Origin of the sequence: Methanobrevibacter sp. (assembly GCF_017431965.1) — an archaeon.
Classification (GTDB): domain Archaea; phylum Methanobacteriota; class Methanobacteria; order Methanobacteriales; family Methanobacteriaceae; genus Methanocatella.
The window spans coordinates 133,888-159,571 of the sequence record NZ_JAFRKB010000033.1; the positions used below are offsets into that span (position 1 = coordinate 133,888).

Sequence of the window (25,684 nt, forward strand, 5' to 3'; positions counted from 1 at the left end):
ATATTATTTAAATATTTTCAAAAAGAGAAGTAGTTAAAATTAATTAACTACCTTGCCAAAAAATTTTATCTTGAGGAATTGATTGTTTTAAAACACCTAAATCAACTTCAAGATTCATGAAATCCATTACATCCTGTTTAAAGCTATCATCCAATCCAGATATGAATGGGAATCCAGACAATGCTTTTTTCTCTACTTCAACATCACTAACAATATTATCAGGAAGAAGTCCTGCCGCTTCATCAGTGTTATTATTGATATAATCAGTGGCATTTTTATGGATATCCAATATTTTTTGAGTTTCATTGGGATGATTTTCAATGAATTTATCTGAAGCCACTACAACACAACATGGATGATTTGGCAATATATCGGCTGAATCAACCAACAGATTTGCCCCATTTTCACTAGCAATTGTTACATATGGCTCAAATGTAATCATACCATCAATTTTATTAGTTTTAAGGGCATCATTCATTGAAGGAACTTTCATAGCTGAAACCTTTACATCACCAATAGACATTCCATTCTCTTTTAAATAATAAGTGAGCAGCATATGTTGAATTGAAGCTTCACCAGGTGTAGCTATTTTTTTACCTGCCAAATCGGCAACTGAACTAATTCCAGAGTCTTGTGATACGACAATACCTGATCCTTCAGTTTGAGCCGCTGAAATTACCTTCACAGGAACTCCTTTTTCAATTGATGATAAAACAGGAGTAATTCCAACATAACCTACATCGACTTCACCGCTAGCCATAGCAGTCATTAAGTCTCCACCATTGTTGAATTGAACAAGTTTAGTTTTAATTCCCTCTTTTTCGTATTGTCCTTGTGCATCTGCAACAAACAATGCAGCATCATGGTCAGAAGGCAAATAACCAATTGTTACAGTACCATCATCACCATTCAGTAAAAAAAATGCACCTGCAACAGCAATAACGACAATAGCTATAATAATTGCAATAATTTTATTGTCCATTATATCACCTATTATAAATTTGGTTAAAAAATTATTAAAGATTTTTGATGAAATTATTCATACTCTTTAACTGATTTAATTAAGTCCTCCATATCATCAAACAGCTCATGAATATCTCCATCCTGTGACTTATCCTCCACCAATACCAATTCATTAGTTAAATCATCCAATTTATCAATGATTGTTTTTAAAACATCGATTTTGGAGTTTAATTCATTTTCAATTTTCGGTGAACAATCACTTGATAGATTAATAATTGTCCTGGATGCCTCAACTTGATTCTTAAATAGCTCTGAAGATTTATCCACAACAGATATGAATTTGGTATATGTCAATTGAGGTGGTTTGAAACGTTTTTCTATTAAATTTCTAACATTAACCTCTTTAGATGAAAACTCTCTTTCCAAATCATCAATTTGCTTTTCATATGCCTCAAATTCAGAATTTGTTTGATAATCGGAAGTGATGACTTTTGGTGTAGTTTTTGCTTTTGGAACCTCTTTAGTTTTTGGAACTTCCTTCGGTTTAGAAATAACCTTTTTAGGATTTGTCGGATTGGGATTAGTTAACTTATGAATTACATAACCTATTAAAAATGCAGGGGTTTCAAAAGTCAAACCAATTAAAATAGATATAACTAAATTTTGCGGTATTAAAACCAAAGCATCATACAACGCAAATGCAATAAATATCAAATGTGAAATAATTTTTGTTTTGGATAATACAAATTCACCTGTGTTTTTATTTTGCCAGAATAGTAAAAAATGCTTTAAATCAACTAATAACCCATAATCATTATATTTAAGTTTAAATTGGGAAGGTTTAGGAAGTAGTTTATAAATTAAAAAACCAATGCAGAATACAACAAGACAAACTATTGAACCGACAATTACAGCTCCCAGAATATTGTTTAATATAATTCCCATCAGCATGAAAAATAAAAATAGGACAATAGTTGTAAATTTGGTTTTTGAAATAACAAAATATCCCTCATAATCCCAATACAGTAAAGAATGTATCAAACTTGGCTTTGAGCTATCTACAACTTTTGGAGTTTGTAAATTATTAAAAGAGTTACCTCCGCAATCAGGACAGAAATTAGAACTAATGTCTACCCTGCACCCACAGTCATTACATATTTTATAATCCATTTCAATCAACCAAAAAATCCTCATAAGTTAAAGTGTTTAACTCCTCATCAGCAATATTCTCTTTAGGAGCCAACCTATTAGCTTGAGCAACAATTACCTCTTCAAAGAAGTTTCTAACAGATCTTCCATTTGCAAAATTATCTGTTTTGGTTTCATACATCTTTTTAAAGTATTGTTTTACATATTCATCGGCAGCATCTTCTAACACCAGATTAGCATCGCTGCACATCAGCAGGAATATCTTATACAGCTCTTTGTCATCATAATCATCAAAATAAATGAATTTGTTAAATCTGGACTCCAACCCTGGATTTGAATGCAGGAAATTGTCCATTAGAGCAGGATATCCTGCAACAATAACAATAAAATCATCCCTATGGTCTTCCATTGCTTTTAAAATGGTATCAATAGCTTCAGCCCCATAATCATTTTCGCTTTTAGATGCCAAACTGTATGCCTCATCAATAAATAAGATTCCACCCAAAGCAGATTGAATAACTTCCTGAGTTTTGATTGCAGTTTGACCGACATAACCTCCTACAAGACCGCTTCTATCCGTTTCTATTAGATGGCCTTTAGAAAGAAGTCCTATTTCATGATAAATTTTGGAAAGAATCCTTGCTACTGTTGTTTTACCAGTTCCAGGATTTCCGGAAAAAACCAAATGCAGGCTCATTGGAGGTTGTTTGATGCCCCTTTCCTTTCTTATTTTTCTGATTTGCACTAAATTAATTAGTGAATTTACATCCTTTTTAACATTATCAAGACCAATTAACCTATTTAATTCTTCTAAATATTCATCAAGTGAGTGAACATCTTCCGTTTCTTCTTCAATACTATTTTTAGTTGGTGGAATGAAAACATTACTTGACGGGCTTAAATCAACACCATTACTGATTAATTGATTCTCAATATTTTTTATATAGCTTCCATATAACTCCAATACATCTTCATTTAAATCATTATCAACAGTGATGAAAAACTTGGCTAGGAATTTGTAGCATTCAAATAATGAATAACATGAATTGACATTGCTCATGTTGAAATCCAATGTAAATAGATCAATTTCATGTAAACATTTAAATGATAACGGTAAACTATCATCTAATTTGAAATTTGTGAGATTTAAGATATCCTCTTTTAAATAAGAAGTATTCAATAGTGAATTTATAAATTCCAATTCATTGTCTGTGATTTTACCATCACCCAACCCCAAATAGCTAAACCATCTAAACAAATCATCAAGCACAATGCTTTCCAAATTCGAATCCAAATCACAAATAGAAGGACACTGGTCTTTAAAAACATCAAGTGTTTTAATTATAAACATGGATTCCGCCAAATAGGTTGTTAAAAAATCCATCTGAATTTTCTCAACATCGCTTCCACAAAAGGAACATGTATTCTTAGAGTTATCAATGATTTTTCCACAGTTTTTACAAATAGTCCACTCTAACATAAAAAATACCTAAATATTGCTCATTAATAATAGATATGTTAAGTAGTTATAATATAAGTTGTGTTTAATATTGTTTGTTAAAAAAAAGAAATTTAAGTTAAAGAATTATAATAATTCTTTTCTTAAATCAATTGTGTCTTTTAAGTCAGGCCCAGTTGAAATAATGGTTACAGGAACTCCTGTTTCAGTCTGAATATCTTCAATGAAAGCTTTAGTCTCAGCAGATAACTCATCGTAGTTTTGTACACGAGCACAATCAAATAACCTATCAACACAGGTTAAAGCAATTTGAGTAGCCCCATTGATTCTACATGATTCTTTGGCAAGTTCCATATCAAAGTAACCAATACGTCTCCTACGTCCAGTTACAACACCATATTCTTCAAGACCTTTACTTTCAGCTTCTTCTTGAGTCATTTCTGTTGGAAACGGACCTTCACCAACACGGGAAATATAAGATTTAAATACATTTATGACTTCGTCCACTTTAGTTGGTCCAACACCCACATCCGCGGCAAAAGTGGATGCGGTTGTATCTTTACTGGTTACAAAAGGATAAGATCCATAATAAAGAGAAAGTGCAAAACCTTGGGATCCTTCAATAAAGACATCTTCACCGTTATCAATAGCTTCATTACAAGCTAAAGACACATCAGCAATGTATTCTTCAAGTTCAGGAATGTCACGGGCCAAATCAATTGTCCTCATCACACGGTCTGAATTAGCGGGTCCGCAGCCAGAACCTGTACTTCCGATTTTTTTAGCTAAATATTCGGAGTTTTTATCCCTTTCCATATGATCCTCGCTGATTATTGCACATCTAGGATCAATGCACATTCTTTCTTTTACATTATATTTTTTTAAATCTTCAAACTCTTTAAATAAAACATCCGGATTGACTAATACACCGGCACCTATCATAAGCTTTGCATCAGTATGTACAAAACCTGATGGGGTTAATCTTAAACCATATTTTTCTCCATTGAATTCAACAGAATGCCCCGCATTTGGTCCAACTCCTGCACGAGCAATAATATCTGGTTTATCAGCATCACAAAGGTAAGTAATACATTTTCCTTTACCTTCATCACCCCATGCTCCACCAACTAAAATACTACAAGTCATTTAATAACTCCTTAAATATTAATAAGATAGGAAAATTAGAAAATTTCCGTAACAGTTATATTATGTCATTACTAATTAAAAAAGTTTTCCAATATCCAATATTCGTCAAACTATTATCGGATGTATTTAAACAAAATAGCAATTATCTTAAATTGAAAATAGTTAAAACTAATCCTTATTATATTCTAATGGATGGTTTTCACACATAGGGTCTTTAATTATATTTCTTTTAAGATGGTATTTCAAAAAGTATAACATCCACTGATTTGACAAATCCCTCAAAGAAGCATCAGTTAATCGCTCATCTTTAGTAAAGAAATCCATTTGATTTCCACCAACAGCAACAGCCATCTCTTTTGTTTTAATTAGCATGAAAAAGTCATTTCTGATATTATGAATGCTGAAATCTTCTATTACAGAAATGGTTTTTTCTTTTTTGTAATCATAGAAAAATGTGTTGAGATATTCAAAGTCAACAAACTTTATATCCTCAATTTCAAAAAATATCTCTTCACTTAATAACTGATTTTTAAAATCATATTTTGATAAAAAATCAATATCCCAAATATTATTATAAAAAATAGTTATGAATGAATCAGATGCGAAACGAACTGTTAGAGAAAAATCTTCCATTTCATTTGGAACCCCTAGTTCAACATCTTTAAATTCCAAATATATGGAATCCTGAGATATTTCTATAGAAGTCAGTTTACCTGAATTAATTAACACTTCACGAATTAATTTTAGAGATCTCCCATTCATTTTAACACCTTTTTACAAAGTTATCATATGCTCCTTCAATTTCGAATTCTTTTTCATCATCATAAGCCTTATCCCAGTTAAATAGGATAATTTCAATTTGGTTGTTAATAGTCCCATCCCAATTAATATTAAAATTTTCAGACTTCAAACTGTTACTGACAATTTTGCCAATTTCCAAAGCTTTATCTTCACTATTTTCAAAATCGCCAAAGGTTATTTTTAACTTCTTATCAATTATTGCTTCTTCAATATCTTCAAAAGTGTAAAAACAAAATCCTTTTGGATAAAAGTCATTATTTCTTAAATGAACAAATAATTCAAAAGCATCTTGAACACCCTCTTCAATATCATAGCCGCAATTATGTATAGCTACAATATTTTCATTAGCTAGAGAATTGAAAGCTGATTCCAATTTATTGAAATTAGTATTATCGAATTCATTTAAAGAAAATTTGAATTGAGAGAAATCAACATCTTCTTCAATGAATTCATCTTCCAATATTTCGAGGATTTCATCTGTGTTAAAAAAGCCGGATTTAGTGAGTATATCCATCATGTATTCAATTTCCTCAACTAAATCTGGATTCATAACTTCACCTTTCATCATCACCAAATATCAAAATACGGGTGACATTTCCTCTTTCAGTAAACCCCGCCATTACACGACTTTCACCTATTTTTGCTAGGTCAAAATCATCATGAGGTTTGAATCCATATCCTTTAAGTTTGGTATAGGATTCAAAAGCTATTCTCGGATAAATCTTGAAATTCTTTTGGAAAGTGTAGAAAGTATCCCTGAATTTCTTTACAGAATTATTTTCTTTAATTAAATCTGATTTAAACGCAACAAAAATCTCAATTCCATCTTCTGAAACAGCATAATATGCATCCATATTAAGTATGGAAGAAGCTGTCATGGCCAAAGTGTGGCATGCATTGAAATCAGTCTGTAAAACAGGAGATTTGAACTCAATAATATCAAATTCATCTCCGATTGTTTTAATTTGCTTTGATGATTTAATTAAATTTTCTCCAAAAATTTCTTCACAATCCCATGCCCAAGACCACTGATTTAAGTCTTGAGAAAAAAATCCTAAAATTTGTACCGGAATAACGATCTCATCAAATGTAATGGTTCCTTTTTCAATATCTAATTGACCAACTGTTTCACCAATCAATTCCGAAAGATTTTCTTGCCTATCTAAAGCTAAAGCCCCATATTTTGATAGAATAACCTTGAATGAATCATCTTCTTCTATAGTTACTGGTTTTTCTATTACTTTCAATATTAACACCTAAAATTCTAATTTTGAAATTCTATCCATTGCTTCTTTTGTATTTTCTAATGTATTGAATGCAGTGAGTCTTAAGTATCCTTCACCACTAGGGCCAAATCCTGAACCTGGTGTTCCAACAACATTAGCTTCATTTAACAATAAATCAAAAAATGCCCATGAATCCATATCATTAGGAGTTTTAACCCATATATATGGAGAGCTTACTCCACCATAAACTTCAAGACCAATATCAGTTAAGCTTTCCCGGATAACCTTTGCATTTTCCATGTAATAATCAACAACTTCCTTAATTTGCTTTTTACCTTCAGGAGAGTAAGTTGCCTCAGCAGCCCTTTGCACAGGATAAGACGCACCATTGAACTTGGTTGTTTGCCTTCTGTTCCATAATGGATTAATTTCCACTTCATTTCCCTGACTGTCATATCCGATTAATTCCTTAGGAACAACAGTATATGCGCAACGAGTTCCTGTGAATCCTGCTGTTTTTGAAAAGCTCTTAAATTCTATGGCAACTTCTTTTGCACCTTCAATTTCATAAATACTGTGAGGAACATCATCTTCATTTATAAATATTTCATAAGCAGCATCAAACAAAATAATTGCTTTATTTTCTTTTGCATAATCTACAAATACTTTTAACTGATCCCTAGTAAGTGTTGTACCAGTAGGATTGTTTGGATAACATAAATAAATAATATCCACAGGTTCAGATGGAAGTTCAGGTACAAATCCGTTTTCAGCATTGCATTTAATGTATGTTAATCCTTCATACATTCCATCATCTTTCATTTCCCCAGTTCTTCCAGCCATTACATTGGTATCTACATAAACTGTATAAACAGGGTCAGTTACTGCAATCTTATTGTCTATACCAAATATTTCCTGAATATTTCCGGTATCACATTTTGCCCCATCACTTATAAATACTTCAGATGTGTCCAAATCAATACCGTATTCATTATAATCATTTTCAATAATTGCTTTAGCTAAAAATTCATAACCTTGTTCTGGACCATAACCCATAAAAGTTTCAGCATCACCCATCTCATCCACAGCATTTCTAAATGCTTCAACAACTGCCGGGACTAATGGTTTAGTTACATCACCAATACCCATTTTAATTACATTGGCATCAGGATTCGCTTTACTAAATTCCGCTTCTCTTCTTGCAACTTCTACAAAAAGATAACTGCTTTTTAATTTAAGATAGTTTTCATTAATTTTAACAACCATGATTAATCCTCATAAAATATTAATCTAATTTATATTTTAGTTTTGCAATTATATAAAATGAATGATTAATGAAATTCTAAAAAAAATTATATTATAAATAATAAATGCCCATAATGAAAATATTTAAATTAACTATTTTACATAAATATAAGATACTATTAATTTAATAAAAATTTAGAGTTGGAAACATGAATGGATTAACAATAATAATTTGGATTGCTATAGCCATAATAGGTATTATTTCAATAATAGCTGTTAAAATGCATTATGGTGGAAATAAACTTGAAAACAATGAATTATCAATATTAAATGGAAATCAGTCCATTAACAAGGTAATTAATGCAGGGCAAAATTTATTATCAAGAAATAGCAATAATTCCAAATCCAATCATTCAACCCAACTTAATAAATTTAACATTAATGATATTGGAAGCGATGAAATATCTTTTAAAGATACCTATGAAGAGCCTATCGCATATTCCGTTGAAACCGATTACAATAAAGGCAACATCACATATGAGTCACAGGATGAAGCACAAGTGACTAATGAGAATGCCAACATTAAATATGAATCTCCAAATCAAGTAACAGTAGATTATGGAAATACTGTTGAAAAATTCCAAGAACCAATTAAACAAAGCCAGATGGATATTATGAGTCAAAATAACAACCCTTCTAATGAAAAACATGAACTAAAAGACTTATTCACTATAGATGAATTGATTAAAGAATCCAAAAGAAAAGATAGTGAAAGAGAAAAAGAAATAGTCTCTCATGAGGATGATGAAGAAATTAACGAATTGAAAGAAAGCATCAAACAAAGGCAGAACAATGAAAAAGAAGATGCTCTTATTGAAGAAATTATTGAAAACCATGAAGAAACTATTAACGAAATAATTAACGACACTTCAAATGAAATAAAAACTGAAGAAAAAGAGGAAACTACTGATTTAGTCGGCACCACTAGTGATATTGTTGAAGAAACTGAAGAAGCAGAAACCGCAGAAATAGAAGCTCCAACTGTTACATCACAAGATATTGAAGATGCGATCAATACCGCCTCTCAAGAAACTGAAGAAGAAGTGGAAAGCATTTCCGAAAGTTCAGGCATCACTGATGTTTTACTTGAAACACCTGAAGAAGAAATCAAAGAGCCAATTCTTAAAACACCAACTAAAGTTAATGAAAACAAAGATGATGAAATTACAGGCACTAATACATTTGGCGAATATGATAGTGACTTAGATTACAGAAAAGACCTTGCTAAAATCACAAATACAATAAAAGGTTCTAAAATTTTCCAAGACGTTAAAGAAAAACTCATCTCCGAACCTAATAACATAGAAGTAAATGATACCTATGAAGAAAACTACATCAGAAACGTAAATGAATATGAAGATGAATTTGAACCAATAATCAATGAAACTCATAGCGATTTTGAAGCAAGTTACGAAGAGTACCATTTACTTGATGATGATGAAAGATTAAGACAACAAAACACACAGAAAATATTCAACATGGCACAGAACTCTCCGGAACCTGAGATTAAAGAATCAAAAATTGGAACCATTAAAGATAAGCCATCAAGAGATAACATCAAAGTGCAAATTAACAACAATGAATTTGTAATTAAAAAAGGTGACGAAATTATATTTAATCACTTAGGAGAAACTTATTCAAGCCAAGTTTATGCAATTAACGGTGATGACATCTCTGTAAAATACAGAAGACAGAACATTACCATTAAACCTAGTGATGTGAAAAAGGTATATTAATATATCTTTTTTACAAAACACCACATAATTAAAAAAAAAAGTTAATCTTTTTTATTTAGCTTATAACTGCCATCCTCTACTATATACTTTGGAACGATTATTTTTAAAGAACGAACCACATCCAAATAGAAGTCGTCTAATTCTCTATCCGCATAGGGATAGGTGTATTCGAAAATATATAGATTATTGTCTTCCACATATAAAAATTCATTGCGGCGAATTTCATTTTCCCCATCTGAAAAAGAAGATACAATCATATAATAGATATCATCATTGACAGGGATAAAATCAGAAGCTATTAAATTAATCTTATCGTTATTTTGTATATTCTTTTCAATATCTTCCTTAATTGCCGGAAGCCCCACAAGAGTAGGGGTAGTGGAGAATTTAATGGACATGGGGATTTTAGTATTTACCAAATACATGTCATTGAATTCATCTTTTGTAGCAATAGCCTCAAAATCCTCAGGCATCTGAAGTGTTGCAAAACCATTTGAAAACATTGTCATTTCATCACCTATTTATGTGCAAAGTAAAATGTTAGCTCATCATCCCCAATCTCATCAAGTCTTGCAAATCCAACCCTTTCAAATTGAACTACATCACCAACTTCCAAGTCTTTAAGAGCACTTTCGCCAAGTCCTGATTTAATTGATGCATCATCCATAACAATTTTGACATTTACATTGTCTTCAACCGGAACCCATTGGATAATTCTCGCTTTAACTTCACGAGCATCTTCAAAAGAGGTAGAATGATAGGTAATTTTATCTCCATCAATTTCAACATTGACAGCATCCATTAATCTGAAAATTCCATTGTTAATATCGCTTTTAGCCAAATAAGCCTTTCCGTCAAATGGCAATATTCTGTTTCCCCTATCCAAATGGTCTGCATGAAGCGGCCTTTCAATGTCCACTTTACCATCGCTGTAACCTTCAACTTCAATCAGTTGAGGATCTTCACAGAAGAAGTATCTATTAGCTACAGGTTCTAAGAAATTACGATTTAGGCCATAAATCTTTTTCCAGCTAATGGCAGAATCAGCCATTTTTACACCAATTTCAGTGATTAAATTGTAAATTGTTCTTGAATCAATTCCGCGCCTTGCAATAGCCCTTAAAGTTCCAAGTCTTGGATCATCCCATCCGCTGTAAGTTCCATCTTCAATTCCTGCCATTGCTTTGGATGTGCTTAATGCTATATCCTCCATTTTAAGTCTTCCATAGTGTATATACTCAGGTACATCCCATTGCATAGCATCATATAAGTATTTTTGTTTTTCTGTGTTTGCTAAGTGGTCTTTTCCTCTTAAAACGTGAGTTAATCCCATCAGATGATCATCCACTGCAACAGAGAAGTTCATCATTGGGTAAATTCTATATTTATTACCTAAACGTGGGTGAGTTTCATCGACTAGCCTCATAGCTACCCAGTCTCTGATTGCAGGGTTTTTATGATTGATATCTGTTTTAACTCTAAGTACTGCTTCACCAGCCTGCATGGTGTCAAATTTATCCCATAGCTCAAGGTTTTCTTCAACACTATTGTCTCTGCATGGACAGGCTTTACAATTATCCTTAAGCTCTTTGAAGGTTGCTCCATCACAAGTGCACATGTATGCAGCACCCTTTTCAATTAATTGACGGGCATAATCATAATAAATTTCAAACCTGTCAGATTGATAGATTACTTCATCAGGATTGATTCCCAACCATTTCAAATCTTCCGGAATCATCTCGTAAGCGGGTTCAAATACCCTTTTTGGATCAGTATCCTCAATCCTCAAGATCAACTTACCGTTATGCCTTTTTACATATTCCGCATTTGGAACGGCTGCTCTTGAGTGTCCTATATGCAATGGTCCGCTTGGATTTGGAGCAAAACGCAATACAATATTTTCATGAGTTCCAGGAAGCTCCCGAAGCCCTGCTTCTTTGGCTTTAGGTTTTTTATCCTGAACTTCAACACCGTATTTTTCCATCTCACTAGCTTGCTCTTCTGGACTCAAAGCATTGACTTTGGCCACAATTTTACCGGACATCGGTCCAATTTCTTTTGCCTTGCTTCTGAGTTCCGGTTCATTTGACATGATAGAACCCATTACTGCACCGGGATTTGCACTTCCCTTATGTTTTGCAGCATTTAATAAAGCATGTTTATAAATAATTTTTTCTAAATCATTCATTTAATCATCACAATTTAATTAATTCAATAAAAATAAGCAATATTATTTATTTAATTGAAGATATATAAATATTGATGAGAGTAGTTATAAAAAATTGGGAGCTAGATAAAAAAATTAGGTTGATATAATGAGTGATGCAATTTCAAATGCAAAACAATTCATTAATGAAGAAAAATATGACGAAGCTCTGAAATTAGCTAGAAAAAGACATGGAAAAGATGATATTGACTCTTACTTATCTATTTTAGACTTATTGATTGATATTGATTATTTGCCTGCAATCGAAGAAAAAGGCCTATACTACCAATATTATGACCCCAATCATGATAATGGAGATTACGGTGAAAAATATTTTGATAAATATTTGGAAATACAACCCAAATCAATTAATGCCATTTGTGATAAGGCAATGTCCCGATTTAATAAAGGCAAAATCGATGAAGCGCTAAAGTATATGGACAAGGCTTATGAAAAGTATAAATCCTACTCCAACATTGAAAAACCACGTTTGACAAAAAAAGAACTTATTATGGCAAGAATCGAACTGTTAATCCAGGCAAAAAGGTATGATGATGCCTTAAGAAATCTTAACAATTATGAAAATCAGTTTGGGGCAGACCAAAAATCAGATTTATATAAAGGGCAAATGCTGCAAAAAACAGGAAAAAACGAAGAAGCGCTCGAATATTTGGATAAATCCCTGCTCGAAGAGGATACAATTATAGGATTCAATGCAAAAGGTGATGCGCTATATGAACTTAAACGATACAAGGAAGCGTTGAAAAATTATAAAAACTGTCTACATTATGAAAGCAAAATCGAGGATGACCTGGAATTGATTACCAATTTTAATTATAAAGCCGCTTTTTGTTGTGTTAAGATGGATGACGATGCTGAAGCTATAAAATACTTAAATAAAACAATAAGTATGTTGAATGAGCATGGAAGACTTCCAAAAGATATTGAAGCCATTTATCAGAAATGTTCTTTCGAAAAAGAGAGAATCTTGAAAAAAGGAGAAGTTGAAGACAAGGAATTTAGAAAAACCAGATTTTTTTCAGCAAAAACATCAATTATCATATTAATAATTATTTTAATATTATATTTTATCTTAAAAATGAATGGTTTTTAAAATGAGGCTAGGGAAAACTAATTTAGAAGTAAACAAAAATGGATTTGGTGCTTTACCAATCCAAAGATGCACAATGGACGAATCGATTGAAATTCTCCAAACAGCTTATGAGAATGGAATAAACTTTTATGATACAGCACATTTCTACACTGACAGTGAAGAAAAAATTGGTCGTGCATTGAGTGATGTTCGCGAAGAAATATATCTTGCAAGTAAAAGTGGAGCAGAAACTGTAGAGGACTTTTGGAGTGATTTGGAAACATCACTTAAAAGTATGAAAACAGATTATCTTGACTTGCACCAATTCCACAATATTTCATTCTGCCCTAAAGAGGAAGATGACCTATACAAAGCAATGCTTGAAGCAAAAGACAATGGAATGATAAAGCATATTGGAATTACAACCCATAAAATCACACATGCTCATGAGGCCCTTGATTCAGGCCTTTATGAAACTTTACAATATCCATTTTCCTATTTAAGCGGTCAAGAAGAAATTGAGCTTGTTGAAAAATGCAAGAATTTGGATGCAGGTTTTATTGCAATGAAAGCAATGGGTGGAGGATTAATTAAAAACTCAAAAGCCAGTTATGCATTCTTAAATCAGTTTGATAATGTTTTACCAATTTGGGGAATTCAAAAACTTGAAGAACTTAACGAATTTTTATCATATAACGAAAATACACATTTAGATGATGAGTTAAAATCAATTATTGAATATGACAAAAAGGAACTTGGAGTTAATTTCTGCAGAGGCTGCGGATACTGTATGCCTTGTCCTGAAGAAATCAATGTCAGTTTGTGTGCCAGAATGTCACTTTGGATTAGACGTTTTCCAACCGAACCAAATTTAGATGAAAGAACTCAGGAAATAATGAGAAAAACTCTGGATTGTGTCGAATGTTATGAATGCGTTGACAAATGCCCCTATGAATTAAATATTCCGGAACTTTTAAAAGAAAACTATGAAGATTATCAAAATGTTTTATCTGGAAAAACAAAGGTGGAATAATGAAACAGTGCATTGAAAATCCGAATGATGTTGATTGGGCAAGTTACTGGGCTGAAAGACTTGAAGATAAAGTTATGAAAAACTGGGATGAAGCAGCACCTGGTTTTTATAAAAGAACACATAAAGAGGATTATAATACTGCTCTTTTTGACAAATTAATACTTAGTGAAAATGATACTGTTTTAGATGTTGGATGCGGTGAAGGATCAGTTACGGTACCATTAGCTAAAAAAGTAAAAAAAGTTATTGGAATTGATTCATCACCAAAAATGCTGGAATACCTCGAAAAAAGAGCATCCGACAATAATATCGATAACATTGAAACTATTCTAAAACCTATTGAAGAGATAACATACGATGAAATCGAAGATGTTGATGTCGTTGTCTGCTCAAGGTCACTGAATGCAATCATACCAATTGAAGAAACATTAGCTGAATTAAACAAAATTGCCAACAAATATGTTTTCATAACTATTTTTGGACCTGAAAACAAAAAATTAGAAAAAGACTTTGATAAATGGCTGGGTATACAGACAGAAGACTTTCCGGATTACAATTATTTCTTCAACATATTATTCAATATGGGAATTTACGCGAATGTTGAACGTTTTGACCTTAAAAACTATAAATTATATGACAGCATCGAAGATGCTATGAACAACGGTAAATTCAGACTCGATTTGTACTCAGACAGTCAAAAAGAGAAGCTTAAAAAATATTTGGCAGAAGTCCTTATCAAAGACGAAGAAACCGGAAAATTGTTCAATGAAAAAGACAAAGCCGATTGGATAATGGTTTGGTGGAAAAAATAGAAAAAATAAAATGAAATTAATCACTTTTAATCATGGTTTAGATTATGTCTACAAATGATATTATCAAAAGTTACTTTCATATATCAAAACCATTGTTAAATGTTAAATATTATTCAAACAAACTTTTTTAAACCATAACTTCAATTTTAATAAATAATAATCAATTTCAACTGAAATTTCTAGCCATAATCATTAATTAATATATTTTCACACAAATTAATTAAAAAACATGATAAAATGTTTTTTCAATTTATTTTTTAAGACTATGACTTATAGAACAAAATATATTAAAAATTTATTACATATTTGCTAAATTTAATCAGAATAACTAGTGTTATTGGAAACAGGAACACTTTATAAAATAATTATACAAGTTCATTATTCCTCAAGAATATCTTCGAGATATTCTTTTATTTCTGGAATATCTTCATGAATAATGTCCCATACAATATGGTCTATAATGTCCTCATAGTTATGAGCCATAATATTTCTTAAGCCCTTAAGTTGGCGCCATTCCACACCATCATACTCATCCATAAATTCATCAGACAATCTTCCAACAAACTCGCCGATTTGAATAATCACTAAGGCACAAGCATCTTTATATAAAATATTAGACATATAAATTTCTTTATTATTATCACAAGAAGCTATATGATCATTTAATCTATCACAATAATAAACGATAGTCTCCACAGTTCGCCTATCTTTTTCTTTCATATAAAAGCACCTCATCATTTTTAATTTTATTTAAAAAATTTTTATTTGAACTACCTTTACTAATCACATCAACATGACAATTAAATTCCTCTTCCAAATCTAATACTAAAGAAACATACTGTAATCCTTTTAAATCACCATCATCCATTACAAAATCTAAATCACTATCTTCAGTTGCTTCATTTCGAGCATATGAGCCAAAAAGACTAAAACTATCGATTCCATATTTAACAACAATTGGAACAATCCTTTTTCTGATATCTTCAATAGTAAAAACCATAAAATCACCAACTTGTAATGGACTCTTGTTTAATAATATTATTTTTTATCAATAATAAATATTTTCAAACTGCGACTTTATGAAAAAACACATTCCTAATTGAATGAAAAATTTTATTGAAACATAACAATATTAACACTAAATTAAATCCCCAAAAAAAATATTTTAACATTATTAAAAAAAACCCTTATAAAAAAACAATAAAAATTAGTGGAAGAAAAACCCCCACACAAACCTTTTTTCCTTTTAGTGCCAATTAAAAATAGTTTCTTAATTCTATATATAATTGAAATTAAGAACTGATTTACATAATTTTGGTGAAAATTATATTGTCTGAAAAATATATGTACTAATTGTAAACAAGTTTACTGAATGTTTGTCCATGAAGTTTACTAAACAAAATATGCACAATATATAAATAAGTTTTTTGACTGAAATTTGTTTAAGAAAACTAATTTGGAAGAGATAATATGGCCAATTTTTGTGCTAACTGTGGGAATAAATTAAGAAAAGAGGATAATTTTTGTGTTAACTGCGGAGCTAAAATAGATAAATCTGATATAAAACAACACAATCCATCTTTAAATCAATATTATGATAGTAGGGAGAAAAATAAAGCTAAAAAAGAACTTAAAAGAGTGGTTGGCGGAAGATTAATATACAATAAAAATTTTTCTAATACATTAGCCGAAAATGGTTTAGATATTGTCCATGATAGAGAAGCTATCATAAAACAAGTTGAAAAAGAAATTGGCTCCGGTCAAATTAAAAGTGCAGGGGTAGAATTCAGGGTGAATCAATTAATACTTGAATATAAAATCAAAAAAGAACAAGAACAAATTAGATTAAGTCTTGATGATCCCGAACCATATTGTCTTAACTGTGGAAGACCTGTTAAGATAGGCCAAGCAAAATGCGAATGCTAATATGACTTTAGAGACATAAACTGTCCAGAATGCAATGCAAAAAATTCATATACAAACAGATTCTGCACCCGTTGCGGGAAAAAACTTTGGACATCTGATGTGTATGAGTATAAATATCCTAAACGCCTTTTTGAAACTCACATTTTCAATGAAAAATTACCCTATGCATTACGCAACACATCATTATACAAACGGCAACGTACTAAAACAATTTTTGAATGTTATGAGTTATACTTATTTAGTAATAATAACTTAAAGAACTTAGAAAGTTTTAAATCTAAAATAGATGAGTATTTATGCGAAATATGTTCTAGATGGAAAGTGGTTTCACCCCGTTATTGTATAAATTGTATTAATATAATGAATTCGAGCGAGCACTCCTGTACAAAATGCGGATTGAGTTTATTTGCTGATAAAAAAAGAGTTAATTATCTTCAAACTAAAAATAAATATGTTGAACCTAAATTTTGGGATGTAAGCTTGAAATGGACTCGTAAATTTTTTAATGATTATTTCTGTTCTTTAGCCCCTGCAATCGGAGAATCCCAGTTTGAATATAGGGAGAGGCTTAAATGGGAATTTGCTGAAAACAATTATCACAAAATAAATATTATTAATGCAATTGACCGTAAACGAGTAGACGAAGAACTTGAAAGACGGGCAGAAAAACGTAGAAAACAAAAAGAAGAATATATCAGACAACATGGAGGAGGCTATTGTAGTTCACGTTGCAGACATTACCATGAAAATTTTTATGATGCTAGTGGAAGAACACTTGACGATCCGGATTATGACGGGTATCGGTATTATTGTGAATTAGGACATTCTTTATATGATGGAAGTTATTGCAAAGATTATAAATGAACTTTTATAATAGTTTAAACTGAATGTTTATAATATAAAGATACATATATTTTCCTATTGAAACCTCACCAATTTAACAAAATCAGACAATTGTTTTACCTCAGAAACATACATTGACTTCACCATTTCAATAAGCTCTTTCCAGCCAGAAGTAATCAAAAATCCATTAAGCAAAGATAAAAAAAACTGAAATATTTAAATTTAAATTCTGAAATAAGTTAATATTAATATTAGAAAAAAATAATTTAAAAAAAAAGTAATTACACTTCTTCAAAGTATTCTATGCCTACATCACATAAAGGACAGATGTAATCTTCTGGTAATTCGTCTTCTTCAAGAACAAAACCACAAACTTTACAAATCCATGCCATTTAAAACACCATAATTTAATTTTGGTATATGATTGGAATAAACTTCCAACCATACACGTTTTGATTAGAAACCACAAAACGAAAACTAGTCACTCTTAATCATGGTTAATATCATTTTATATGGGCTGTTTTCAGCTTGAAGAGCATGTGGTTCATTGGCAGGCATGATAATTATTTCACCTGCTTTAACTGTGTGTTTTTCACCGGAAATTGTAATTTCCGCTTCACCGTCAATTACCTGAACCATTGCATCAAAAGGTGCTGAATGCTCAGACAAACCCTGGCCTTGATCAAAGGCAAAGAATGTAACAGTCCCTAACTCTTTTTTGATTACTTCACGACTAACAACAGTATCGTCCTGATAGTCGACTAGTTTCTGGATATCCAAAGCTTTTGCCTTAATATCCTCACTCATAGCTTATTCCCCCATAATTCTTTTAATGTCAACTAATGCATTGCCGGATGTTGGAGTTAAATTGTAATTCTCAACCAAAACATTTAAAATGTCTTCATTACACCATGCAGGAAGCACAGGGCCAATCCACATGTCGGTTTTACCTAAGTAAAGTAAAGCCCAAAGGACTGCTGCTGCTTTTTGTTCCATCCAACTGAGGACAATGGTTAATGGCAAATCATTTAATTCCATGCCAAATAATTCGCATAAAGCTACAGCAACATCAACTGCAACAATAGTATCGTTACATTGACCTACATCCAATAATCTTGGAATTCCTTCAATGTCGCCTAAGTCTAAATCATTGAATTTGTATTTACCGCAAGCTAAAGTTAATATTACAGTGTCTTCAGGCAAGTTAGCTACGAATTCTCTGTAGTAGTCATTGTGTTTTGCAGCCTTGTCACATCCGCCAACAACAAAGAATCTTCTGATTTTGCCTTCTTCGACTAATTTTTTGATTGCATCTGCGTGTTCAACAATAGCTCCTGCGCTCCAACCGGTAGTGATTGTAGTTAATTCTTCAGCTTCCAATCCGCCAAGGGATTTTGCGCATTCAATCACTTCTGAGAAGTCATAGTCATCTACGGTTTTTACACCTTCAAGTTTTGCTACATCCATTGTGAACATTCTTTCCTTATATGCATCAAGTGCCGGTAAGACACAGTTACTGGTTCCAACAATAGCTGCATTGTATTTTTTAAAGATTGTTCTTTGATCATGCCATGCTCCACCTAATTGACCAGCCAAGTTTTCATATTTGTTTAAACCAGGATATCCGTGAGCAGGCAACATTTCGGAGTGAGTGTAAACCTTAATGTCAGTTCCTTCAACCTGTTTTAATAATTCTTCTAATGCTTTTAAATCGTGACCGGTTACGATAATCGCTGGTCCTTCCTGTGCACCAACTTTTACTTCAACAGGTTGCGGTTCGCCATAAGCTTCAATGTGTGCATCTTTGAGTAATCTCATTACATCAACACTGACTTTACCTGCTTCTAAAGCTAAAGCAACCAAGTCTTCAACATCGAAGTTGACATTGGTTAATGTAGTGTACAACCCTTTGGTTAAAAATGCATCAATTTCCGGATTGAATTTGCCTAAAACATTTGCGTTGTAGTTGTATGCACTAATTCCTTTCATAGTGAAGATTAAGTTATCCTGTAATCTTGCTACTGTAGGTTTTTTACCACAAACTCCACTTACGGTACATCCAGTACCTTTAGCGGTTTGGGAACATTGATAACAAAACATGTCTAATCCATCTGCCATTTTAATTACCTCATTTTATTGTTAATAATAATTAATTAATTAAAAGCATATAAACATTTTGTCACTATTCAAGGGTGAAACGTAACAATACTTTAAATATCATGAATATTAAAGTATAATCATGGATGAAAATATATCTGTTTTAAAAGGAATTGGACTTACAATGTATGAAGCGCAGGCATATGTGACACTCACTTCATTAATCGAGTCAACCGCTGCCGAAATAGCTGAAAAATCAAATATTCCCCGAAGTAAAATATATGATGTATTAAAAGGATTGCACGAAAAGGGTTTTATCGAAATTGAAGATGGGAGGCCTTTAACCTACATTGTCAAATCCCCCGTTGAAGTTTTAAGCCGTGAAAAAGAAAAAATTAACAGTGAATTGGACGATACAATCACCAGACTAACAAATGTCTATGAAAACGGAATGAGTCAAGTTCAAGCCCCGATATGGAGAATATATGGTGTTGAAAAAATTATTGACCAAGAAGTGGAAATTATCAAAAGAGCAAAAAATACCCTAAATATGAGAATTGGATTTCTGTTTGAAGGTGAAGGGGAGGCACTTGTAAAAGCCTTTAAACATAGACGTAATTTAGAAGTCAATATTTTGGCATCACCAACATGCTACATCAACAATGAAAAATTTGAAATAATTGAATTTTTCAAGCGAAATGACATTAATATTCAAAAGGCAGACATTCCATTTGTTAAGGTGATGATTGCCGATTCAAAAGAAATGCTGCACACCTACACTAAATTTACCGAAGACAAAAGGAATGTTATTCCCGAAACCGCAATTGGAATCTGGAACAAATATGAAGAGATAGCTAAAAATTATGACGACCGTTTTATGAATCAGTTGCAAAAGATTAAAAAGAAATCTAAAACATCAAATTTTTAATATAACAATCATAAATATAATAAAATAGTATACGATTAAACTAAAAAAATGTGGAAATAGGTGTTAATTATGCGAAACGAAATAGAAAAATATATGATAATCATCACATTCATATCTTCATTTTTTACAGTGTTTGTCTTAAATGGAGTGATTCTTGCGGTTCCTGAAATTGCTAAAGAATTTGGAATGAGTAACCTTACCCAAAATTGGACTTTAACTATTTTCACATTAGTTGGAACAATGCTTACAATTCCTGCCGGCCAGATTGCAGGCAAATATGGTTTTAAAAGAACATTAAGCATTGCAAATTCAATATTTTTAATTGGATTGATCGGATCAATCATTGCATTTTCAACTGAAACCTTTTTAATTTCAAGGATTGTGCAGGCTATAGGTATAGCTTTTGTAAATGTATGCGAAATAGCAATAATCACTTTATCAATTAGTAAAGAAAGTAGGGGAAAGGCTTTAGGAATTATTATAACTGGGGTTTACTTAGGTACTTCAGCATCCCCTGTTATCTGCGGGTTTTTAGTTCATAACTTTGGATGGAGATCAATATTTATTTTTTCAATAATATTCATAGCCCTATGTGTAATTTTACTTAAAATGAAAATAACCCCCGAATGGAAAACAAATGAAAATGATAAAATTGACAGGATTGGTTCAGTCCTATACATGGTGGGTATTTCATTGTTGATTTATGGATTTTCAGCATTGATTACCACAACCGGGAAAATATCCCTTGTTATGGGAATTATTATACTAGTAATATACTTCTCATATGAACTAAAACAAAAATCCCCTGTATTTGATGTGAATTTATTTAGAACTAAGGCATTTACCGCATATAATCTAGCTGGAATGTTTGGTTATTTTGCTGCGATGGTATTTACAACACTAATCAATTATCACTTCCAATATGTAAAAGGGTTTAATCCTGAATTAACCGGTTTTATATTAATTGTAAGTCCTATAGTAATGTCAATTACCGCTCCATATGCTGGAAAACTTTCAGATAAAATGCATCCTCAAAAAATCGCGACTGTTGGTATGGTAATAACTACTTTTTCCATGATTATCCTGTCATTCTTAGATAAAAATACTCCATTGTATATCATTATTTTAGCAATGGCTCTACAGGCATTTGGTACTGGATTATTCTCATCTCCAAATTTAAATGCCGTCATGAGCTCTGTCGATGAAAAAGATGCTGCTTTTGCATCTGCAGGGCAATTAGCAACTAGAGCTATAGGCCAATCAATGAGCTTGGGTCTTTTGACATTAGTGTTCTCATGGATTATGGGTAATCTGGAATTATCTCCAATCTATTCCAATATGATTGTACAGTCTTCACAGATAATCTTTGCAGTTTGCAGCATTGCATGTGTTTTTGCCATAATCACATCAATAATTGGAATAAAAGCGGACAATAAAATTAAAAGATGAAAAGAACTATATTCTTCTTGAAGCGATTATAACATCATATATGTCATAAGGCGGAAGCTCTATCTTATAATCCAAAAGTTTAATTAAAGCTTCAATACCTTTTCTTCCACTGGAGAACAATTGGTATGTATTTTTTGGAATAATAACCAAGCCCCCAGTTTTGACTTTTGAGAAGATATCTAAAATGAGTAAAACCTTATCTGACTCATTTTTACCAAACAAACTTTTATTTAAATTGATAACAACAAAGTCAAAATTGCCCTTCAAATCATTTAATTCACTAGATTTAATTTGTACCATATTCACATCTTCAGCAAATTGGTCAGTTACAAATAGTCCAGTCCCATATCTTGAAGATTTCTCGATTATTGGCCTAATTTCACTTAAATATTCCCCATCATCCCTAATTTCAACATTGACGGAATCTTCACTTAGAATTAATGAAAAGGCATTTCTTTCAACATCTCTTAAAAAGTTTAAATTTTTATCCACTTCATGTTTATTTTCATGAACTAAAAAAATAAATCCCGCGGCAGTATTCAAGTCTTCGGTTTTTTGGAAAAACATGTCATACTGGTCAACACTAATTAATACAGCATCATGATACGCTTTTAATCTGTTGCTCATATCACCTATAGGTGATGAACGGGCAACCATATCAAAGGGAACAATGAAAAATTTTAAAGTGCCGTGAGCATATAACTCATACTTTTTCTTTAGTTCATTATAAAAACTTTCTGGCTTCAAATAGGAATCCAGAATACTGTCCGTTTCATGTTGACCTGAAATTCTATCCAAAAATTTGGCAGGCATTCCTCCACCGCATGGACGGCAATTAACCTCAATTAAAACAGGTCCATTTTCATCAATCATATATTCCCCATGAACAGGACCATATTGAATTCCCAAAGCATCTGCAACTTTATAAGCATATTCCACCATTTCAGCTTCGCCAAGACTTAATTCGTTTACAGTTTCACAGGAATCATAAACAATAGCTCCATCAGATGTTCTGACTTTATTATATTTCCAAATTAGAGTAACGCGATGAACGCCCTTATGTGTTACCGTATTGACTATGTATTCAATGCCGTTGATGCGTTCCTGAATTAAAAGTTCCTGAATTTGATCACCATAATAATTTACGTTATCAAATAGGTGTTTGATTGAATCAACCATCTCAGCCCTGTCGATGCAGATTCTAACGCTTGCAGAACCTGCACTATAAACTGGCTTTATGACAACTTCCTTCAATCCTTCACTATCATAAAAATCCAATGCCTCTTCAAGAGAGCGAACAACCTTTCCTTTTATTGAACGAAGCCCCTTTTGAGCCAATCTTTTATGCATTTCATCCTTCAAAGTCATTGCATCTAGATTTTCTATCGGATTGCCTAAAAGATTCAATTCATGAGACAATTTAGTTGCTAAAATTACTCCCCTTTCATTACCCGGCACAATAAAAAGAGGATCAAACTTTTTTACTTCTTCAAGAGTTTCTTCGAAAGTATCCTTCTCGTAAATCATTTCAAAATCATAAGGAATTGCTTCATATTCCTCCAAAATATGTTTCCCGAATTTCTTTCCTTCTTCAGTATCAGAATCATTTAAATGCAAAACAACTGGATTATATCCCCTATTGATAATATCTTCAATAAAATTTTTCCCTGTTGATATGCACTCAACAACAATAATATTTCTCATAATACCCCTCATCAAATAAATTTTTCTTCAAATTCAATTAAAACATCTAACAAATCATAATCCAGGCGATTGATAGATTTATAAGCAAATTCATTCGGAACATCCCAATAAGCTGAGGCAATGCTTCCAGCTATTGCCGCTTGAGTATCGGCATCTCCCCCTAAAGAAACAGCATTTCTTACTGTATCCTCAAAGTTTCTGGCTTCCAAAAAACAGATTATTGATTCCGGAACACTTCCTGCACATGAAACATCAAATGAATATGATGGGCGAATTTCATCTACGGACCTGCTCAAATCATAATCATACCTTATTTCAACATGCTGCCTGATTTCATCTTTATTGGCACCTATTCTTGCCAGATAAATTGCATCTGCAGTAGCCAATGCCCCCTTAATTCCTTCAGGATGGTTATGGGTTACAGCAGCGGATTTATAAGCTAAGTTTTGTACTTCCTCCAGGGAATCACCAACCCATGCACAAGGTGAAACGCGCATTGCAGAACCGTTTGCCCAACTTCCGTAAGCCTGAGGAGAATCCTGGCTTAGCCAATTAATGAACATTCCGCCATAACCCGCGTTAGGATATTTCAGCCCCCAATATTTCAACTCATCAACCAATACTTTTTTAGAGACCTTATCCTTAATTAGCCAGTTTGCAACGGCCAATGTCATGATAGTGTCATCCGTAAACATAGATCTTCTTTCAAACAAGTTGAAATCCTTTGTTTTAATTTGATTAAATTCCCTTGTTGAACCTATAATATCGCCGGCAATAGCACCAATAATTCCTTTCATAATAATAATTTGTGCTTATCAATTAAATATATTAAGTATTACGCAAACAAAAAGGAAGTAATAAATTAAAATTTAAAAAAACTAAATGTTTATTTATTATAACTTCGATAAAAAGTTATTAGTGATAGATATGAGTTGTTGGAAATACTGGCCAAAAATAGAAGAAATTGCTGGTAAATTAGAAAATTACGGTGTTGATTCACTGGACGACATTTCTTCACTGAATTCCGTAGATTTGGATGAAATAAAAAAATTATTAGATGAAATAGAAGTCATTGCACATGACAACACAATAGATTTCGATTCAGCAAAACACATTTTAGATGATAAAAAAATGAATCAAGCATTAAAATTAATCAGAAAATTCTATTTATACATTGGAGCCAGATTGGAAACAAGCAATGCAGAAGAAATAATCAATTCAGATGATCCCAAAGCGGCTTTAGATAAATTTCATTTCTATGAAAGATACAAAGGTCTGCTTACAAATGAATCCAAATTAGCACATTGGCACGAAGACAAAACCTTCGTATTTGTAGGAAGCGGTCCTTTACCATTAACATTAATACTATTCAGACAAAAATTCGGATGTAAATGCATAGGTATTGAAATTCAGGAAGACATAGCTGAATTATCCAGAGAGGTTATTAAAAAACTGGGTCTTGATGACGGTATCGAAATCTTGGTTGGAGATGAAACATTACTTAAGGACATTGATTTTGACATACTGATGGTTGCGGCATTCGCCGAGCCTAAAGAAAGAGTATTCGCAAATGTTTGGGAAATTATTGATGAGAAAACACCTCTTCTTGTTAGAACTTATAGTGGTATGAGAGCTATTCTTTACGCTCCTTTAACCGATACAATTCTTAGAGGTTTCCACAAAGAAATAATGTTGCTTCCAATAGGAAACTCAAATAATACAAGTGTATTGCTAAGAAAAGTAGTTTAAAAACTTCTTTTCTTCTATTTTATGAAAAAATTTAAAAAAAAAGAATAAAAAATTGAGAG

The 25,684-nt window shown here is 32.0% G+C and carries 26 protein-coding genes; 9 read left to right on the forward strand and 17 right to left on the reverse strand.

Annotation, left to right across the window (positions count from 1 at the left end; all coding sequences use genetic code 11):
* Positions 1 to 43: 43 nt before the first annotated feature.
* From IJI93_RS04535 to IJI93_RS04570, 8 genes are all read right to left on the reverse strand, one after another.
* Positions 44 to 982 carry an ABC transporter substrate-binding protein gene (locus IJI93_RS04535; protein ID WP_292820545.1) on the reverse strand — a complete coding sequence of 313 codons (939 nt, stop codon included), beginning with the start codon at positions 980 to 982 and terminating at the stop codon, positions 44 to 46.
* A gap of 53 nt (positions 983 to 1,035) precedes the next feature.
* Positions 1,036 to 2,133, reverse strand: a complete 1,098-nt coding sequence (locus IJI93_RS04540; RefSeq protein ID WP_292820548.1) for a hypothetical protein — start codon at positions 2,131 to 2,133, stop codon at positions 1,036 to 1,038.
* A gap of 1 nt (position 2,134) precedes the next feature.
* A complete protein-coding gene (locus tag IJI93_RS04545) occupies positions 2,135 to 3,592 on the reverse strand; it encodes an AAA family ATPase (protein ID WP_292820551.1) in 1,458 nt (485 codons plus the stop codon).
* 105 nt (positions 3,593 to 3,697) lie between these two features.
* Positions 3,698 to 4,717 carry an adenylosuccinate synthetase gene (locus IJI93_RS04550; protein WP_292820554.1) on the reverse strand — a complete coding sequence of 340 codons (1,020 nt, stop codon included), beginning with the start codon at positions 4,715 to 4,717 and terminating at the stop codon, positions 3,698 to 3,700.
* 168 nt (positions 4,718 to 4,885) lie between these two features.
* Entirely contained in the window at positions 4,886 to 5,479 is a 594-nt protein-coding gene (locus IJI93_RS04555) for a hypothetical protein (protein WP_292820557.1), read from the reverse strand.
* A 1-nt stretch (position 5,480) separates the two neighbouring features.
* Entirely contained in the window at positions 5,481 to 6,068 is a 588-nt protein-coding gene (locus IJI93_RS04560; protein WP_292820560.1) for a DUF6891 domain-containing protein, read from the reverse strand.
* Positions 6,069 to 6,072: 4 nt separating this feature from the next.
* On the reverse strand, positions 6,073 to 6,774 hold the full coding sequence (locus tag IJI93_RS04565; RefSeq protein WP_292820563.1) for a DUF6882 domain-containing protein: 702 nt from the start codon (positions 6,772 to 6,774) through the stop codon (positions 6,073 to 6,075).
* A complete protein-coding gene (locus IJI93_RS04570) occupies positions 6,775 to 8,010 on the reverse strand; it encodes an LL-diaminopimelate aminotransferase (RefSeq protein WP_292820566.1) in 1,236 nt (411 codons plus the stop codon).
* A gap of 188 nt (positions 8,011 to 8,198) precedes the next feature.
* Here IJI93_RS04570 and IJI93_RS04575 point away from each other — a divergent pair, with 188 nt between their 5' ends.
* Positions 8,199 to 9,785: a hypothetical protein gene (locus IJI93_RS04575; protein WP_292820569.1), complete on the forward strand. Its 1,587-nt coding sequence runs from the start codon at positions 8,199 to 8,201 to the stop codon at positions 9,783 to 9,785.
* A gap of 41 nt (positions 9,786 to 9,826) precedes the next feature.
* Here IJI93_RS04575 and IJI93_RS04580 read toward each other — a convergent pair whose 3' ends face one another.
* Entirely contained in the window at positions 9,827 to 10,294 is a 468-nt protein-coding gene (locus IJI93_RS04580) for a hypothetical protein (protein WP_292820571.1), read from the reverse strand.
* Between the two features lie 8 nt (positions 10,295 to 10,302).
* A complete protein-coding gene (locus IJI93_RS04585) occupies positions 10,303 to 11,973 on the reverse strand; it encodes a glutamate--tRNA ligase (RefSeq protein WP_292820574.1) in 1,671 nt (556 codons plus the stop codon).
* 127 nt (positions 11,974 to 12,100) lie between these two features.
* Here IJI93_RS04585 and IJI93_RS04590 point away from each other — a divergent pair, with 127 nt between their 5' ends.
* The 3 genes from IJI93_RS04590 to IJI93_RS04600 are packed head-to-tail and all read left to right on the forward strand — an operon-like array spanning position 12,101 to position 14,929.
* Positions 12,101 to 13,105 (forward strand): tetratricopeptide repeat protein, encoded by a 1,005-nt coding sequence (locus IJI93_RS04590; protein WP_292820577.1) that lies wholly within the window; start codon positions 12,101 to 12,103, stop codon positions 13,103 to 13,105.
* A 1-nt stretch (position 13,106) separates the two neighbouring features.
* On the forward strand, positions 13,107 to 14,117 hold the full coding sequence (locus tag IJI93_RS04595) for an aldo/keto reductase (RefSeq protein WP_292820580.1): 1,011 nt from the start codon (positions 13,107 to 13,109) through the stop codon (positions 14,115 to 14,117).
* On the forward strand, positions 14,117 to 14,929 hold the full coding sequence (locus IJI93_RS04600) for a class I SAM-dependent methyltransferase (RefSeq protein ID WP_292820583.1): 813 nt from the start codon (positions 14,117 to 14,119) through the stop codon (positions 14,927 to 14,929). Before IJI93_RS04595 ends, IJI93_RS04600 begins: the two co-directional genes overlap by 1 nt.
* A gap of 378 nt (positions 14,930 to 15,307) precedes the next feature.
* Here IJI93_RS04600 and IJI93_RS04605 read toward each other — a convergent pair whose 3' ends face one another.
* The gene (locus IJI93_RS04605; protein ID WP_292820586.1) at positions 15,308 to 15,649 is read right to left on the reverse strand and encodes a DUF86 domain-containing protein; all 342 of its coding nucleotides are present in this window, start codon (positions 15,647 to 15,649) and stop codon (positions 15,308 to 15,310) included.
* Positions 15,633 to 15,929 carry a nucleotidyltransferase family protein gene (locus IJI93_RS04610; protein ID WP_292820589.1) on the reverse strand — a complete coding sequence of 99 codons (297 nt, stop codon included), beginning with the start codon at positions 15,927 to 15,929 and terminating at the stop codon, positions 15,633 to 15,635. The genes IJI93_RS04605 and IJI93_RS04610 overlap by 17 nt, the downstream gene beginning before the upstream one ends.
* A 470-nt stretch (positions 15,930 to 16,399) precedes the next feature.
* Between IJI93_RS04610 and IJI93_RS04615 the strand changes: the two genes are divergently transcribed.
* Positions 16,400 to 16,855, forward strand: a complete 456-nt coding sequence (locus IJI93_RS04615) for a zinc-ribbon domain-containing protein (RefSeq protein WP_292820591.1) — start codon at positions 16,400 to 16,402, stop codon at positions 16,853 to 16,855.
* A gap of 360 nt (positions 16,856 to 17,215) precedes the next feature.
* Positions 17,216 to 17,719: a hypothetical protein gene (locus IJI93_RS04620; protein ID WP_292820594.1), complete on the forward strand. Its 504-nt coding sequence runs from the start codon at positions 17,216 to 17,218 to the stop codon at positions 17,717 to 17,719.
* Positions 17,720 to 17,979: 260 nt separating this feature from the next.
* Here the strand turns inward: IJI93_RS04620 and IJI93_RS04625 are convergent, their stop codons facing one another.
* From IJI93_RS04625 to hcp, 3 genes are all read right to left on the reverse strand, one after another.
* Positions 17,980 to 18,090 (reverse strand): rubredoxin-like domain-containing protein, encoded by a 111-nt coding sequence (locus IJI93_RS04625; RefSeq protein WP_292820597.1) that lies wholly within the window; start codon positions 18,088 to 18,090, stop codon positions 17,980 to 17,982.
* 85 nt (positions 18,091 to 18,175) lie between these two features.
* On the reverse strand, positions 18,176 to 18,505 hold the full coding sequence (locus IJI93_RS04630) for a cupin domain-containing protein (RefSeq protein ID WP_292820600.1): 330 nt from the start codon (positions 18,503 to 18,505) through the stop codon (positions 18,176 to 18,178).
* Between the two features lie 3 nt (positions 18,506 to 18,508).
* Positions 18,509 to 19,816: a hydroxylamine reductase gene (gene hcp / locus IJI93_RS04635; RefSeq protein WP_292820602.1), complete on the reverse strand. Its 1,308-nt coding sequence runs from the start codon at positions 19,814 to 19,816 to the stop codon at positions 18,509 to 18,511.
* 121 nt (positions 19,817 to 19,937) lie between these two features.
* On the opposite strand from hcp, the gene IJI93_RS04640 reads away from it, so the two are divergent.
* Positions 19,938 to 20,723, forward strand: a complete 786-nt coding sequence (locus IJI93_RS04640; protein ID WP_292820605.1) for a TrmB family transcriptional regulator — start codon at positions 19,938 to 19,940, stop codon at positions 20,721 to 20,723.
* Between the two features lie 69 nt (positions 20,724 to 20,792).
* Positions 20,793 to 22,172, forward strand: a complete 1,380-nt coding sequence (locus IJI93_RS04645) for an MFS transporter (RefSeq protein WP_292820608.1) — start codon at positions 20,793 to 20,795, stop codon at positions 22,170 to 22,172.
* 6 nt (positions 22,173 to 22,178) lie between these two features.
* Here the strand turns inward: IJI93_RS04645 and IJI93_RS04650 are convergent, their stop codons facing one another.
* Positions 22,179 to 23,876: an ATP-grasp domain-containing protein gene (locus IJI93_RS04650; RefSeq protein WP_292820611.1), complete on the reverse strand. Its 1,698-nt coding sequence runs from the start codon at positions 23,874 to 23,876 to the stop codon at positions 22,179 to 22,181.
* Positions 23,877 to 23,887: 11 nt separating this feature from the next.
* Entirely contained in the window at positions 23,888 to 24,673 is a 786-nt protein-coding gene (locus IJI93_RS04655; RefSeq protein ID WP_292820614.1) for an ADP-ribosylglycohydrolase family protein, read from the reverse strand.
* A 130-nt stretch (positions 24,674 to 24,803) separates the two neighbouring features.
* On the opposite strand from IJI93_RS04655, the gene IJI93_RS04660 reads away from it, so the two are divergent.
* Positions 24,804 to 25,625 (forward strand): nicotianamine synthase family protein, encoded by an 822-nt coding sequence (locus tag IJI93_RS04660; protein WP_292820617.1) that lies wholly within the window; start codon positions 24,804 to 24,806, stop codon positions 25,623 to 25,625.
* Positions 25,626 to 25,684: the final 59 nt, after the last annotated feature.

What these genes read in the sequence shown, in the direction of transcription:
- IJI93_RS04535 (WP_292820545.1), bottom strand. Translation starts at nt 982, where the DNA reads ATGGACAATAAAATTATTGCAATTATTATAGCTATTGTCGTTATTGCT.
- IJI93_RS04540 (WP_292820548.1), bottom strand. Translation starts at nt 2,133, where the DNA reads ATGGATTATAAAATATGTAATGACTGTGGGTGCAGGGTAGACATTAGT.
- IJI93_RS04545 (WP_292820551.1), bottom strand. Translation starts at nt 3,592, where the DNA reads ATGTTAGAGTGGACTATTTGTAAAAACTGTGGAAAAATCATTGATAAC.
- IJI93_RS04550 (WP_292820554.1), bottom strand. Translation starts at nt 4,717, where the DNA reads ATGACTTGTAGTATTTTAGTTGGTGGAGCATGGGGTGATGAAGGTAAA.
- IJI93_RS04555 (WP_292820557.1), bottom strand. Translation starts at nt 5,479, where the DNA reads ATGAATGGGAGATCTCTAAAATTAATTCGTGAAGTGTTAATTAATTCA.
- IJI93_RS04560 (WP_292820560.1), bottom strand. Translation starts at nt 6,068, where the DNA reads ATGAATCCAGATTTAGTTGAGGAAATTGAATACATGATGGATATACTC.
- IJI93_RS04570 (WP_292820566.1), bottom strand. Translation starts at nt 8,010, where the DNA reads ATGGTTGTTAAAATTAATGAAAACTATCTTAAATTAAAAAGCAGTTAT.
- IJI93_RS04575 (WP_292820569.1), top strand. Translation starts at nt 8,199, where the DNA reads ATGAATGGATTAACAATAATAATTTGGATTGCTATAGCCATAATAGGT.
- IJI93_RS04580 (WP_292820571.1), bottom strand. Translation starts at nt 10,294, where the DNA reads ATGACAATGTTTTCAAATGGTTTTGCAACACTTCAGATGCCTGAGGAT.
- IJI93_RS04585 (WP_292820574.1), bottom strand. Translation starts at nt 11,973, where the DNA reads ATGAATGATTTAGAAAAAATTATTTATAAACATGCTTTATTAAATGCT.
- IJI93_RS04590 (WP_292820577.1), top strand. Translation starts at nt 12,101, where the DNA reads ATGAGTGATGCAATTTCAAATGCAAAACAATTCATTAATGAAGAAAAA.
- IJI93_RS04595 (WP_292820580.1), top strand. Translation starts at nt 13,107, where the DNA reads ATGAGGCTAGGGAAAACTAATTTAGAAGTAAACAAAAATGGATTTGGT.
- IJI93_RS04600 (WP_292820583.1), top strand. Translation starts at nt 14,117, where the DNA reads ATGAAACAGTGCATTGAAAATCCGAATGATGTTGATTGGGCAAGTTAC.
- IJI93_RS04605 (WP_292820586.1), bottom strand. Translation starts at nt 15,649, where the DNA reads ATGAAAGAAAAAGATAGGCGAACTGTGGAGACTATCGTTTATTATTGT.
- IJI93_RS04610 (WP_292820589.1), bottom strand. Translation starts at nt 15,929, where the DNA reads ATGGTTTTTACTATTGAAGATATCAGAAAAAGGATTGTTCCAATTGTT.
- IJI93_RS04615 (WP_292820591.1), top strand. Translation starts at nt 16,400, where the DNA reads ATGGCCAATTTTTGTGCTAACTGTGGGAATAAATTAAGAAAAGAGGAT.
- IJI93_RS04620 (WP_292820594.1), top strand. Translation starts at nt 17,216, where the DNA reads ATGAATTCGAGCGAGCACTCCTGTACAAAATGCGGATTGAGTTTATTT.
- IJI93_RS04625 (WP_292820597.1), bottom strand. Translation starts at nt 18,090, where the DNA reads ATGGCATGGATTTGTAAAGTTTGTGGTTTTGTTCTTGAAGAAGACGAA.
- IJI93_RS04630 (WP_292820600.1), bottom strand. Translation starts at nt 18,505, where the DNA reads ATGAGTGAGGATATTAAGGCAAAAGCTTTGGATATCCAGAAACTAGTC.
- hcp (WP_292820602.1), bottom strand. Translation starts at nt 19,816, where the DNA reads ATGGCAGATGGATTAGACATGTTTTGTTATCAATGTTCCCAAACCGCT.
- IJI93_RS04640 (WP_292820605.1), top strand. Translation starts at nt 19,938, where the DNA reads ATGGATGAAAATATATCTGTTTTAAAAGGAATTGGACTTACAATGTAT.
- IJI93_RS04645 (WP_292820608.1), top strand. Translation starts at nt 20,793, where the DNA reads ATGCGAAACGAAATAGAAAAATATATGATAATCATCACATTCATATCT.
- IJI93_RS04650 (WP_292820611.1), bottom strand. Translation starts at nt 23,876, where the DNA reads ATGAGAAATATTATTGTTGTTGAGTGCATATCAACAGGGAAAAATTTT.
- IJI93_RS04655 (WP_292820614.1), bottom strand. Translation starts at nt 24,673, where the DNA reads ATGAAAGGAATTATTGGTGCTATTGCCGGCGATATTATAGGTTCAACA.
- IJI93_RS04660 (WP_292820617.1), top strand. Translation starts at nt 24,804, where the DNA reads ATGAGTTGTTGGAAATACTGGCCAAAAATAGAAGAAATTGCTGGTAAA.